At 32.6% G+C, this 14,476-nt stretch carries 12 protein-coding genes; all 12 read left to right on the top strand.

The window, feature by feature from the left end; genetic code table 4:
* The first annotated feature begins 16 nt into the window (after positions 1–16).
* The 12 genes from dnaJ to P695_RS0101200 all read left to right on the top strand — a co-directional run bounded on the left by dnaJ (position 17) and on the right by P695_RS0101200 (position 14,433).
* Positions 17–1,144 (top strand): molecular chaperone DnaJ, encoded by a 1,128-nt coding sequence (dnaJ, locus tag P695_RS06380; RefSeq protein ID WP_028126482.1) that lies wholly within the window; start codon positions 17–19, stop codon positions 1,142–1,144.
* 99 nt (positions 1,145–1,243) lie between these two features.
* Complete coding sequence (locus P695_RS0101150; protein ID WP_051437286.1) at positions 1,244–2,710, top strand: NCS2 family permease; 1,467 nt, start codon at positions 1,244–1,246, stop codon at positions 2,708–2,710.
* Between the two features lie 60 nt (positions 2,711–2,770).
* Positions 2,771–3,913: a tRNA 2-thiouridine(34) synthase MnmA gene (gene mnmA / locus P695_RS0101155; RefSeq protein ID WP_028126484.1), complete on the top strand. Its 1,143-nt coding sequence runs from the start codon at positions 2,771–2,773 to the stop codon at positions 3,911–3,913.
* 43 nt (positions 3,914–3,956) lie between these two features.
* Positions 3,957–4,586 carry a hypothetical protein gene (locus tag P695_RS0101160; RefSeq protein WP_028126485.1) on the top strand — a complete coding sequence of 210 codons (630 nt, stop codon included), beginning with the start codon at positions 3,957–3,959 and terminating at the stop codon, positions 4,584–4,586.
* Positions 4,587–4,705: 119 nt separating this feature from the next.
* On the top strand, positions 4,706–6,832 hold the full coding sequence (locus tag P695_RS05255) for a DUF2779 domain-containing protein (RefSeq protein WP_051437288.1): 2,127 nt from the start codon (positions 4,706–4,708) through the stop codon (positions 6,830–6,832).
* The gene (gene fmt / locus P695_RS0101170) at positions 6,816–7,796 is read left to right on the top strand and encodes a methionyl-tRNA formyltransferase (RefSeq protein WP_420855369.1); all 981 of its coding nucleotides are present in this window, start codon (positions 6,816–6,818) and stop codon (positions 7,794–7,796) included. Before P695_RS05255 ends, fmt begins: the two co-directional genes overlap by 17 nt.
* Positions 7,774–8,436 (top strand): ECF transporter S component family protein, encoded by a 663-nt coding sequence (locus P695_RS05260; RefSeq protein ID WP_051437290.1) that lies wholly within the window; start codon positions 7,774–7,776, stop codon positions 8,434–8,436. Before fmt ends, P695_RS05260 begins: the two co-directional genes overlap by 23 nt.
* A 110-nt stretch (positions 8,437–8,546) precedes the next feature.
* The gene (gene efp / locus P695_RS0101180; protein ID WP_028126487.1) at positions 8,547–9,104 is read left to right on the top strand and encodes an elongation factor P; all 558 of its coding nucleotides are present in this window, start codon (positions 8,547–8,549) and stop codon (positions 9,102–9,104) included.
* Positions 9,105–9,112: 8 nt separating this feature from the next.
* Entirely contained in the window at positions 9,113–9,412 is a 300-nt protein-coding gene (locus P695_RS0101185) for an MMB_0454 family protein (protein WP_028126488.1), read from the top strand.
* 8 nt (positions 9,413–9,420) lie between these two features.
* Positions 9,421–10,707: a trigger factor gene (gene tig, locus P695_RS0101190; protein ID WP_028126489.1), complete on the top strand. Its 1,287-nt coding sequence runs from the start codon at positions 9,421–9,423 to the stop codon at positions 10,705–10,707.
* Positions 10,708–10,790: 83 nt separating this feature from the next.
* Entirely contained in the window at positions 10,791–13,124 is a 2,334-nt protein-coding gene (lon, locus tag P695_RS0101195) for an endopeptidase La (protein WP_028126490.1), read from the top strand.
* A gap of 70 nt (positions 13,125–13,194) precedes the next feature.
* Complete coding sequence (locus tag P695_RS0101200; RefSeq protein ID WP_028126491.1) at positions 13,195–14,433, top strand: replication-associated recombination protein A; 1,239 nt, start codon at positions 13,195–13,197, stop codon at positions 14,431–14,433.
* Positions 14,434–14,476: the final 43 nt, after the last annotated feature.

Genomic DNA, 14,476 nt, shown 5'->3' on the forward strand with positions numbered 1-14,476 from the left:
TTATAGAAAGGGAGAAATGGCTAAAAGAGATTATTATGAAGTTTTAGGTGTTCCTAAAACTGCAACAGACCAAGAGATTAAAAAAGCTTATCGTACATTAGCTAAAAAGTATCACCCAGATGTCAATAAAAATCATAATGCAGAAGAAAAATTTAAAGAAATTAATGAAGCTGCTGAAATTTTATTAGATGCTGATAAACGTAAACGTTATGACCAATTTGGTCATGCCGGTGTCGAAGGACAGGCTGGTGGCTTTGGTGGCTTTGGCAACTTTGAAGATTTTTTCTCTGATATTTTTGGAGGCGGATTTGGGGGCGGATTTTCTGGTTTTGATTCATTTTTTGGTCAACAGAATACTTCCCACCAAAACCGTCGCCAACAAACTAGACGTGGTGAAGATATTATTTTAGACGTTGTTTTAAACTTTAAAGAATTAATGTTTGGTGTGGATAAAACCACGACTTTAAATTTATTAACCCAATGTCAGCTTTGTCATGGAGTCGGTGCTGAAAATCCGCAAGATGTACATACTTGTCAACGTTGTAAGGGAAGTGGGGCAATTATTACGATGCAACATATGGGTCCATTATCTTTTCAATCACAACAAACATGTCCTGATTGTCGAGGGGCTGGTAAAACTTTTACTAACAAATGTAAAGAATGTCGTGGGGCTGGATATTATCAAGCCAAAACTGAAGTTCACTTACCAATTCCTAAAAGTTTAAGACCAGGTCAACAACTGATGTTAGATGGTCAAGGACATTGATCAACTAGTCAAGGACCACGTGGAAATATTTATGTTAATGTAAAATTAAAAGAATCAAATGTCTTTAAAATTTCTGGAACATCAGACATTATTATGAAATTTAATTTAAGTTATTTAGATGCGATTTTAGGTAATGAAATTGTCGTTCCCACTTATGATGGTGATGTCAAAATTAAAGTTCCGAAAGGAATTAGTACTGATGAATACATCACAATTAAAGATAAGGGATTATATAAAGAGGCCTATTCTAATAAACGTGGTGATTTAAAATTATGAATCAAAATTGTCGTTCCAACTAGTGTTGACAAAAAAGTGAAAGCGCAACTTGAAGAGGTCGAAAAAGACTCACACTTCCAAGTCAAAAATATTTTAGAATAGTAAAACAATAACGAATAAGTTAAAATTAAATTGATTTATTCAAATAGATAAGAATAGATTTTTAAAGACCTTAAAAATCTATTTTTTATTGGAGGGTATATGAAACAGAAAAATCTCATCGATCAACAAAACCAAGAATTTCGTTGATCAAGCAATAAAGCAATTTTTAAAATGCAAAAATATTTTAAGTTTGACCAATTTCAAACCACACTAAAAAAAGAGTTGCTTGGTGGTTTAACAACTTTTCTGGCCTTAGTTTATATTTTAAGTGTTAACAGTGACATCTTAAGTCAATCGCAATCAATTAATGATCCAAATGTGACAATGAATGAGTTTGGCATCTTTTTTGCGACAGCCATTACTTCGATTGTTGCCACCCTTTTAATGGGGCTGTGAGCCAATGTTCCAATTGTTATGTCACCAGGAATGGGGATGAATACCTTATTCACTTTTACTTTAGCTCAACAAGCTAAATTAGGTTTTGAAGGGGCGATGATTGCTGTTTTATTAGCTTCGATTCTTTTCTTCATTATTACAGTCACTCCAATGCGAGCCATGATTTTGCAAGCTATTCCTAAATCGTTATCAATTATTTTTGCTGTTTCCATTGCTTTTTTTATTGCTTATGTTGGATTTGAACAAATGGGTTGATTTAAAATGGATGCCAATACCCAATTACCAATTGCATCCCTTGCCACTTTTAAAGAAAATTATTTATTCATTATTTTAGGAATGGCTACTTTAGGTTTGATGCTCTTTTTCCATTATCGCAAAGTTAATGGGGGTGTGGCTTTATCCATTGTGATTGGTTTTATCATTTGTATTATTTTTGCCAACACACTACCAAAATCACAAATTTCTAAAATTTCTTCAGCAAATTTTAGAAATGGTTTTAATTTTCATTATGATTTTGAAGGCTTTATTTGAAACATCAAATCAGGAATGCAAAGTTTTGCTAATCCCAAGGTTTGATCAAACCCAGGATTATATGTTTGTGTGTTAGTGGTCATGTTAATGTCATTTTTTGATGATAGTGCTGCTTTAAATACTTTGAATATGCAACGTAATAAAGGTTTAGCTGTCCATCATGAAGTCAATCGACCAACAATGCTGATTGATGCTGGTTCAGGCATTATGAATGGAATTCTAGGAGTTAGTTCGATGTCTGTCATGGTTGAATCAAGTGCTGGTATTCATCAAGGGGCAAAAACTGGTGTGGCGGCACTTGTGAATGTTGTTTTATTTGGAGTGGCAATTGTCTTATTCCCAGTTTTTGCCACTATTCCAACAGTTGTCACTGGAGCTGCTTGTGTCTTTATTGGCATTCTGATGGTTTTACATATTGCGGAAATTGAATGGCATAAACCACAATTTGCGATTCCAGCTTTTTTAGCTATTATTTTTTCAGTTACAACATTCACAATTGTCAATGGAGTAGCAATTGCAATCTTGTCATATGCCTTTATTATGTTAATTATTAAAAAAGCAAAACAAGTTCATATTTTGATTTGACCACTATGTTTGGTCTTACTAGCTTACTTTGTGGCTTTAGCATTTATCCAATAAAAGTGTTATAATATTGGTTGCTTAAAAGCAATTATTTTGAGAAGAATAGGCGAGAAAATAGTGAAAAAAGAAAAAGTTATTGTCGGTTTGAGTGGTGGGGTGGATTCATCTGTTGCAGCTTTGTTGTTACAAGAACAAGGCTATGAAGTTGAAGCTTTATTCATGCGCAATTGAGACTCAATGGCGAATAATGATGTCCTTGGCAATGATCAACAAATTGATGCCACTTGTCCCCAAGAACTTGATTATCTTGATGCCCAACAAGTGGCTGCCAAACTTGGGATTAAATTACATCGGGTTGATTTTATTAAAGAATATTGAGACCATGTTTTTCAATATTTTATTGAAGAATATCAAAAAGGGCGAACACCTAATCCTGATATTTTATGTAATAAATATATTAAATTTGATAAGTTTTTAAATTATGCTTTAACCGAACTTAAAGCTGATAAAATTGCTATGGGTCATTATGCTGGTGTGCAATTCAATGCCCAAACCAAACAATTTGAAATGATTCGTGCTCTTGATCAAAACAAAGACCAAACTTATTTTCTGGCGCAATTGAGCCAAGCACAATTGAGTAAAGTACTCTTTCCTTTACAAAGTTTAAAAAAAGCAGAAATTAGAAAAATTGCCGCTGATCACAATTTGGTGACAGCCAATAAAAAAGATTCAACGGGGATTTGTTTTATTGGGGAAAGAGAATTTACTAAATTCTTACAAAACTATATTCCTAACCAACCTGGAGAAATTGTGGATATTCATACAAACCAAGTTGTTGGGCACCATATTGGGGTAATGTATTACACTATTGGCCAACGCAAAGGTTTGAATCTTGGAGGCATGGCTGAACCATATTATGTCGCTAATAAAGATATTGATAAGAAAATTATTTATGTCGCTAAAGCGAGGGACGAAAGTTTCTTGCTTTCTAACAAAGCGATTGTCAATGAAATCAACTGAACATTAGATTTGACTCAATATGTTGATGATCTTCATGATTTTTGATGTACTGCTAAATTTAGATACCGTCAAGCAGATAGTCCGGTTCATCTAATTAAACTTAAAGATGGAAGTTATCAAGTGAGTTATGCTCAACCTGTGAAAGCTGTCACAGAAGGTCAACAAGCTGTCTTTTATTTAGGGAATATCTGTTTAGGTGGCGGAATTATTGACAAAGTCTCTAAAGAACAATTACAATAAGATATAGTAATAAGATAAAAATAGAAAAAAGAGGTGGTTTATAATGGATACAATGACAATAGTCCTCTTGGTTGTTTTAATTGGGGTGATTATTTTTGTAATTGTGACAACAATTACTGGACGTAAGGCCTCTAAAAAAGAAAAAGAAAAACGTTATCAAGAAGTTCGTGAAAAAATCAAAGGTTTTATTGCCAAAGAAGAAGGGCGTAAAAACTTACGTATTGAATTTCAAAAAGTTTACGCTCGTAAAGGTGTGGAATATAAATATCGTGACGTCTTTGATGTTGTCGTCGAAATCATCGAACCAAAAACAAATAAAATTTTAGAAATCAAAGCTTATGAAGTGGAAGGAATTACCACTAAAATTGATAAAAAAAATTATAAAACTGATTGAATGGTGAATAGTGTTTTAGAGTTAGAAGAAACTAAAAAGCGCATTGCGATTTCGGAAAAAGAAATCAAATTAACTAAAGATGAAAAACAACAGTTGAAAAAAGATGAAAAACTTAAAGAAAAAGAGTTAAAAGAAAAAGAAAAAATTGAATACAAAAAAGTTAAAGCAGAAGCTAAAGAAAACAAAGGTAAAGAACCAACTGGGGAAACTAGTAATGACCGCATGGTGCGTCATTTAAAAACCCAAAAATTTGTGCCCACTCGTAAAAAAGCTGAATAATTTTAAAAACGAACTAATTAGTTCGTTTTTAATTTATTAACTCTGGAATTAGTTGTGAGATCAAGAGTGGGAGTAAGATGAGTTATTTTTAGATATAATTTAATTAATGCGAGGAAGATATGGAAAAAATTTATAAAACAAACTTAAGTAAAGAAGATTTTAAAATGGCTTTAACTGAATGTGGTAAAAGTGCTTGAATTTGACATTCATTAGATAATTTTAAAATTGCTATCCAGTTTAAACAAGAAGAAAAATTTGAATATGTTGGGCAAGGGGCGATGGAAATTGATGAAGAATTTTATGGTGAAACAAAACCAATTGATCTTTTTCAAGTTTATGAACTAGCACATAAGACCAAACGTACAAGTGAAGAAGATGAACTATTAGAACATTTTAATCAAGCTTGAACTGATGAAAACGGTTTTGATTTATTAAAATTTGCTGGTGAGCAAATCGAAGATGGAAATGCGATTGGGAATGCAGCTAAAGATTTGTATATGCAAATTAATGCTAAAGAAAATGGAGGTCAAAAATTAACAGAAGATTTTAGTGAACTATCTTTTGTGGCAGCTGAAGTAGCAACTAAGAAATTAATTGATCAAGCATATGATCAATATGCTTATTTATTTGAACCAGCATTTAGTTATGATCAAAATAATTTTAAAGTACGTTGTGACGTTTTAAAATTAAAGCCAAATAAGCATGTCGAAATTATCGAATTTAAAGGTGTGAGTGAAGTTAAGGATCCCCATTTTTTTGATTTAGTTTATCAAGCTTGAGTGTTGGAAAAACTCGGGTTTATTGTGGATAATTTATTTTTAGGTCATATTAGTAAAAGTTATATTCGTGGGGTCGAAAATCCTGATGGTTGAAGCTTTTCAGATTTAGTTAAAGAATGGGAAGCAGGGATTGAACCAATTGCTTTTGCTGAAGCTAAAGCAATTGTTGACCAAATGGAAATGATTCAAACAACCCCAGAAGATAATTTAATTCTCGATAAAAGTGAATATAGTCATTTTTTAAATATTGCAGAAGAATATAAAAAAGGTGTGCGCTTTTTTGATTTATATCAACAGTTAAAAGCTAATGACCAATTAGATTTTTTAATGGTGCAATTAACTAATTTAATGGCTTATAATGCCGAACAAATTAATGCTTATTTCCAAAAAGATGAATGTGAACTATTAATGAAATTTGATCAAAAAAATCAACAATTTCAATATGCTAGTTTAATGAATAAAAATGTTAGTTGTTATCATGCTTTACCATGATTTGATAAAGCGCGTGAAACGGTTTTTAACTTTACTGGTTCTCCCGCATTTGCAAACGTGCATAAAGCTTATGTTTATCGTCAAACTAGTTTAGTTTATTTAGATGATATTCCTTCTTTAAATCAACTTGACCATCAATTACGCAAAACTCCCGACAAACCATTTTTCCAACCTCAACACCACACCCATTTTGATGTTTATAAAAAATGAGCAGCCAATCCTAGTTTGTTTGATGAAACCCAGATTATTACTAATCGTTTGCAATTGGCTGATGAATTGAACATTTATGAAAATTATCCAGTTGTCATGTATGATTTTGAAACTGTGAAATGAGCCATTCCACGTTTTAATAAAATTAATAGTTACTACCAAACACCATTTCAATATTCGATGCACACTTTAGTTGATGATAAATATGATTATGAAAATCCCCAAACTATGGAGCATAAAGAATTTTTAGCTAATCTCCAAGCTGATCCTCGTCCAGAATTTGCTTATCGTTTTTTAAAAGACATTTTTAGTTATGGACCCGGAGTTTATGTTGCTTACAACCAAGCTTTTGAAAAAATGGTTTTAAAACGCATGGCTTACTTATTCCCAGAAATTGCTAAACCATTAATGTATATTGTCCAAAACACAGTGGATTTAATGAATTTTTTCAAAGGAAGTAAAAAAGATGGTCGTGATTGATATCTTGTTTATCACCCATTATTTAATGGTAGTTATTCGATTAAAAAAACCCAACCAGCTTTAGAACCAAATGTTTCATATAAAGATTTAACAATTAATCGTGGAGATAAAGCAAGTCAAACTTTTCGAGAATTTGTTGATGGTTATATTGACGTCAAAACATGACAAACTAAAATTTTCCCTGATATGTTAGCGTATTGTGGTCGTGATACTTTAGCAATGGTTGTGATTTTGCAACGCGTAAAAGCAATTTATGAAAGAATGTTAATTAATGAAAAAATATAATGTGGTGTTTTGTGGAACTCCAGAAATTGGGGCGACAATTTTAAAACAATTAATGGCCATGGAAACACTTAATGTTTGTCTGGTTGTTTCCCAACCAGACCGACCAGTGGGTCGTAAAAAAGAAATTTTACCAACTCCAGTTAAACAAGTGGCTTTGGAGCATAATTTAAAAATTATTCAACCAAATAAAATTGGGGATGATTATCAAATCATCAAACAAGCCAATCCCGATTTTATAATTACTTGTGCTTATGGTCAATTTATTCCTGAAAAAATTCTGCAAATCCCAACGCTTGAAGCATTAAATGTTCATGGTAGTTTATTACCAAAATATCGCGGAGGAGCACCAATTCAATATGCGATTTGAAAAGGTGAAACAATCACTGGCATTTCTTTAATGAGAATGGTTAAAAAAATGGATGCTGGTCCTTATTTTGCCCAAAAACAAGTTGAAATTACCCCTGATGATGATAGTGGAACATTGTTTCAAAAAATGGCGATAGCTGGTGCGGAATTAGTCAAGGAAGCATTAGTACCAATTGCCTTAAAACAATTACCCCCAATTGAACAAAATGAAGCTGAAGTTACATTTTGTAAAAACATTACTAGTGCTGAAGAAAAAATTGCTTGAGAACAAAGCGCGACAGAAATCTTGAATCAAATTCGCGCTCTTTCACCAACTCCAAATGCTTATACTGAACTTGATGGAGTGCGCTTTAAAATTCATCAAGCACGCTTGTTAACTGAACAAGACCTTTTCCCCTTAAATCGTAAAGTCCATTTCCCTGGTGAGATTCTTTATCTTGACCAAGAAGGGATTATTGTGCAAACTGGTGATCAACTTTTAAAACTTCTAATCATTCAAAAAGCCGGAAAAACTCCCATAAATGCCGGAAATTATGCTATAAATAATACAGATATTAGCATTGGAGGTTTTTTTAATGAAAGATTTCAAAAAAAATAAAAATATCTTTATGGTATGATCACATGCATCGATGACTTGATTTAGTCATTTTAAACAAATCAAATATATTGTCCAAACGGGAATGACTGCTGCCCTGTTAGTGGCAATTGGCATGACAACAGCTTTTATTAAGATTTCTGACAATGTTGTTTTTCAAGCAGCAGATGGTGTTTACTTAGCACTAATTCCTTTAATCCCTGGACCAATGATGTTAGTTGCGGGATTAATTTATCCAACCATTATTGATTTAGCAGCTGCTTCATTTATCACAATTCCTGCTGGAATTATTGTTCACATCTTAATGTTTGTGGTTTGCAAAACATTAGCTAAATTAATTACTGGATATGGTGCAATTCCGATTGCTTGTTCACTTGTCTTAATCTATGTATTAAATGCTTATTTAATTAATTTAAGTACTGGGACAGCTCATTCGGCAGCCATCACTGAATTAACTATTGATGGAATTCAATATGGAGTTTCAACTGTCTTCGGAGTTGCTTTATTTTGAGCGATGAATCGCAAAGCCTTTAAAAAATTCTTAGCTGATGAATTTCCAGATCCCCAAGCACAACTTAAAGTCAAGATGGCTGCAAATAAAAATCTGGAACAAGCAATTGAACAACAACATCTACAAAATTAAAATGAAATGATTTAAAACCAAAAGTGTAAGCTAAAAATTACACTTTTTTGGTTTTTAAATATAAAGAGATAGTTTATAATAAATAAAGTATTAAAGAACAAGGAGGGTTTATGAACGTTAATGATTTAAGACCTGGAACAACATTTTTATATGAAAATAATATTTATGTTGTGATTGAACAATCATTTTCTAAAACTGGTCGTCAACAAGGTAAGGTGAGTGTCAAGGTAAAAAACTTGCGTACTGGTTCAAGAACTGAGATCACTTTTACTGGTGGAGACAAAGTTGAAAAGGCGATGATTGAAAGAAAAGATATGCAGTATTTATATAATGATGGTAATGATGCATATTTGATGGATGTTAGCACATATGAACAAGTGCAAATTCCAATGAAAAGTCTTGAATGAGAAAAAAACTTTTTAACTGATGGCTTAATGATTAAGATGACTGAATATGATGGTGAAATTTTAGGAATTGCACTGCCAGATAAAGTTGAATTAAAAATCATCGAAGCTGAAGCTGCTGTTAAAGGCGATACTACTAGTGGAGCACAAAAAAAAGCAACAGTCGAAACTGGATGAGAAATTCAAGTACCATTATTTGTCAACGAAGGTACAGTTGTTATTATCAGTACTGGTGATGGTAAATATTCTGGTCGTGCTCAATAGGAAAATTTATGTATATAGCCATTGAGAAAAATTCTAGAGGATCACTAGATGTTAAATTAGCAGCCTTTGATAAACTGTTATTGAACGCTGCTAAATTAGCTTTACAAAAAGAAATTGTGGATGTTGAAATTCACACTCAGATTAATTCAGAAAACCTATTATACGTTTTAGTTAAAATTGTTTTGCCAAAAGCAATTTTAACAACTAGTGTTAATGAAAAGAAAATTAATCAAAATATTGAAGGTGCAGTTTTGCAAACCTTAAACTTAAAACCAAAAAGTATCGCCATTGCATACACTAGAAATTAGAGGATAAGATGAAATTTAAAGAAGAAAAAATAATTGCTCAAGGGCAAGGAAAATGAACTGTGACTATTGATGGTCAAGAATGAACAGACATTTTAAAAAAAGCGGAAAACCGTGCTAAAAGTGAATTAGAAATTCCAGGTTTTAGAAAAGGGAAAGCACCAGCTTCAGAAGTTAAAAAACATTTAACCCAAGCTAAAATTTTTAATCAAGCTTACCGTTTGGCGATTAAACCAGCTTTTGATTTTGCATGAGATCAAAAACCAACTATTGAACCAATGACTTCACCTGCACCAAACCCAGTTAAAGTTGATGCTACTACTTTAGTTGTTGATTTCACTTTTGATTTAAAACCAGAAATCAAAATTGGTAAATATACTAAAATCACCACAGTTGCTAAACCAAAAATTAGTGTAACTGATGATGAAGTGAAAGAAGTTATTGAAAAATACCAAGAACGCTTTGTCATGGAAAAAGCACGCGATGCGAAAGAAAAAATCAAGAAAGGTGATGCGGTGACATTTGACTTTAAAGGAACAATTGATGGTGTTGCTTTTAAAGGTGGAGAATTAAAAGGTCACAAAATGGTGATTGGTTCAAATGATTTCATTCCTGGCTTTGAAGATGCCATGATTGGATTAGGACTTGGTGAAGCTGCGATTAAAGTAACTTTCCCAGAAGGTTACACAGCTGAATTAGCTGGTAAAGAAGCAACTTTTGAATTAAATGTTCATGAAATTAACCAAAGAATTTTCCCAACCCCTGATGACGAATTAGCAAAAGATTTAAACTTGCCAAATATTAATACTATTGCGGAATTAAGAACACGAATTAAAGAAGATATCTTAGCCCAAAAAGAAAACCAAGCTAAACAAGAATTTATTAATCAAGTGATGGATGAAATTATTAAAGATTCAGTTATTGAATTACCAAAATCAGCGATTGCTCACCAAATCAAAGAATTGAAAAAAGAATTCGAAGAACAAGTTGTCCGTAAAGGATTAACTTTAAAAGAATACAAAAAAGCGACTGGTTTAACTGACGAAATGATTGAAGCAGAAATTTCAGAAGATGCTAAGTTAAACTTAGAAACTTACTTAGTAAGATCTGAAATTAAAGCCAAAGAAAATATTGCCCCAACCCCAGAACAAATTGAAGCTAAATATGGTGAATTAGCCAAAACTTTCGGTGTGGAAGCTGATTATGTTAAACAAATTTTACCAAGCGACCAAATTGCTCGTGAATTAGAAGCAGAATTATTAACAAACTTTATTTATGACAATAATGGAAAAGCCTAATTGGGCTTTTTTAGCACTTGCTATAAACAAGTGCTAAAAAATATGTTATTATATTTTTGTATCAAAAGGAGGATTCATAAACTATGAGCCAAAAAACTAAACTACCTGCCTTAATTACTAGAGGGGTGTTTGCCTATCCAGGAACACAACAAACTTTAGAAGTTGGGCGTGAACATTCCAAATTAGCGATTGAGACAGCAATTAAAGAATACAATTCTAAAATTATTATTTTAGTCCAAAAAGATCCAACTATGAACGATCCTGAAGTTAAGGATACTTTTAAAATTGGTATTTTAGCAACTGTTGATATTGCTAAAAAATGAAAAGATGGCACTTTTACAGTTACTTTAAATGCGATTAGTCGCGCAATCGTTGAAGATGCTGAACCAAACAGCCCAATCAATTTAATCGCAGTTAATCTTCCTTTGAATGATGTGGTGTTCACAGAAGAACAACAAGCATCAGCATTGAATTTAATTAATCGTATTAAAACTAAGTTAAAACAATTACCAAAATCAATGGAAGATTTCATTACTAACCCGAATATGTCATTATTCAGTTCTGTTGTGGATGATTTAATTAATCAAATGGCGACCTTAACTCCAGAACAAAAAACTGAAGCTTTAATTGAATTTGACCCTTTCAAAAGATTAGAACTTTTAATTAGTTCTTTTAAAGCGCCAGTGCAAAAAATTGAAAATTCAGCTGAAGTGGAAAATGATATTTCTCGTAAAATCAAAGACCGTATGGATAAACAACAACGTGAATATTACTTACGTGAAAAATTAAAAACAATTAAAGATGAGTTAGGCGATGATGGTGATGGTGATGTAATTCAAAAATACCGTAACCGTTTAGAAACTGAACCATTCCCTAAAGCAATTAAAGACAAAATTTTAGCTTCAATTAATAAAATGGAAACTATGCAAGGAATGAGTGCTGAAGTTAATGTTGAACGTAACTACATTGATTGAATGATGTCAATTCCATGATGAGAAAAAACTGATGATATTGAAGATTTAAAATTTGCCAAAAGAGTTTTAGATGAACATCATTATGGGTTACAAAAAGTTAAAGACCGTATTATTGAATATCTAGCTGTTAAACAAAAAACTAAAACTTTAAAAGGCCAAATTATTACTTTAGTTGGTCCTCCAGGAGTTGGTAAAACTTCACTTGCCCGTTCAATTGCTGAAGCAATTGGGAGAAACTTCGTCAAAGTTTCTTTAGGTGGAGTGCGTGATGAAGCTGAAATTCGTGGGCACCGTAAAACTTATGTTGGTTCAATGCCTGGACGAATTATTCAAACGATGAAACGTGCCAAAGTCAAAAATCCACTCTTCTTATTAGATGAAATTGATAAGATGACTTCAGATCAAAGAGGGGATCCAGCTGCTGCGATGTTAGAGGTTTTAGACCCAGAACAAAACCAAGAATTTAGTGATCACTATATTGAAGAACCTTATGATTTAGGGGATGTGATGTTTATTGCGACTGCTAACTATTTAGAAAACATTCCTGAAGCATTATATGACCGTATGGAAATCATTAACTTATCAAGTTATACTGAAATTGAAAAAATGCACATTGCCAAAGAATATTTAGTGCCTAAAGTTTTAGCTGAACATGCTTTATCTGACCAAGAATTAACATTTGAAGATCAAGGATTAGATGAGTTAATCAAGTTTTACACTCGTGAAGCTGGGGTGCGTCAATTAGAACGTTTAATTCAATCAATTGCTCGTAAATTCATTGTTAAATTATTAAATGGTGAAGTTACAACTGTCAATGTCACAACCCAAATTGTCCATGATTACTTAGGAAAACGTTTATTTGAACACACCACTAAAGAAGACGAAAACCAAGTTGGGGTGGTTACTGGTTTAGCATATACCCAATTTGGGGGAGATATTTTACCAATCGAGGTCAATTACTTCCCTGGTAAAGGTAACTTAACTTTAACTGGTAAACTAGGGGAAGTCATGAAAGAATCTGCTTCGATTGCTTTTGACTATGTCCGTGCTAATTATGCACGTTTCGGGATTGATAAAGATATTTTTGAAAAAAATGATGTCCACATTCACGTGCCTGAAGGAGCTGTCCCAAAAGATGGACCAAGTGCTGGGGTCACAATTACAACAGCGATCATTTCTGCTTTATCAAATCGTGCTGTTTCCAAAGATATTGGAATGACTGGAGAAATTACTTTAAGAGGAATTGTCCTACCAATTGGTGGATTAAGAGAAAAATCAATTTCAGCTGCTCGTAGTGGTTTGAAAAAGATTTTAGTCCCAATGAAAAACATGAAAGATCTTGATGATGTTCCTGATGAAGTAAAAGCAATTTTAGAAATTAAAGGCATTGAAAGATACGAACAAACATTTGAAGATGTTTTTGGTGAAAAAATCCAAATGTAGTAAAATAACTAGGTATATTTAATCAACAAAGCTTTGTTGATTAAACCTAGTTTTTTTATGGGAGGCAACAATGAATAAACCTTTAGCTTTTCTTTTAAGACCAAATTCTATTAACGATGTTGTAGGTCAAGAAAAGGTGTTATCCCCAGGTGGAATTATTTCACGAATGGTCGCCAAACATTTTGTGACCTCTTTAATTTTTTATGGTCCACCGGGAACTGGTAAAACTAGCTTTGCCTTAGCATTAGCCAAAGACTTAAAAATTGATCATGATCTTTTTAATGCTAGTTATGATAAAAAAGAAAAGTTGACAAAAATTATTAGTCAACTCAATAATGACAAGCACTTTATTTTGATAGTTGATGAAGTGCACCGCATGAATAAAGATAAACAAGATTTACTTTTAGAACATATGGAAAAAGGTAATTTAACTGTCTTTTTCACAACAACTGAAAACCCTTTTTTCGTGATTAATCCTTCGATTCGTTCACGGGCAACAATCATTAAAGTTGAACCAATTACTGCCCAAGAAATGTTTAGTTTTTTTAAGAATTTAATCGCCCAAAACCGGCTAGCGATTAACATCACAGATGATGCTTTAAATTACTTGTGTCAAATTGCTAGTGGTGATTTAAGAAGTGCGATTAATAACTTAGAAATCTTTATTAATTTATATGCCGATCAAGAAATAACGCTTGATTTTATCACGAATGTGATGCCCCTAGCCCAAATCCGTGGGGCTGGTTATGGAGATGAATTTCATGATTTAAAATCAGCTTTACAAAAATCAATTCGGGGAAGTGATGTTGATGCTGCTTTATATTATTTTGCTCGTTTAGCAAGTATTGGTGATTTTGAAAGTTTAATGCGAAGAATGGTTGTGATGGCTTATGAAGATATTGGATTGGCCAATCCAAATGTACCAACCCATGTCTTACAAGCCGTGCATGCTTTTCGTGAAATTGGTTATCCAGAAGGAATTATTCCTTTAGGACTAGCAATTGTGGAAATGAGTTTAAGTGAAAAATCTAATTCAGCATATCTAGCAGTCAATCAAGCCATGCAAGATGTGCAAAATGGGATGATCTATAATATCCCGCCACATCTAAAAGATACTCATTATCAATCAGCACATAAATTAGGCAGCGGGATTGGTTATAAATATGCTCACAACTATCCAAATGATTGAGTTGAACAAGACTATTTACCTCAAGAAATTAAAGATGTTAGATATTATAAACCCAAACTCCATGCAGCTTATGAAGCAAAAATTTGAGAACTTTTTCAAAAAATGAAAAAATCCAAATAAGCTATTTTTATAGATTTCAAATTTTGCTTATGGTAAAATTGAC

The sequence above is a fragment of the Williamsoniiplasma lucivorax ATCC 49196 genome (genome assembly GCF_000518285.1).
Lineage (GTDB): Bacteria > Bacillota_I > Bacilli_A > Mycoplasmatales > Mycoplasmataceae > Williamsoniiplasma > Williamsoniiplasma lucivorax.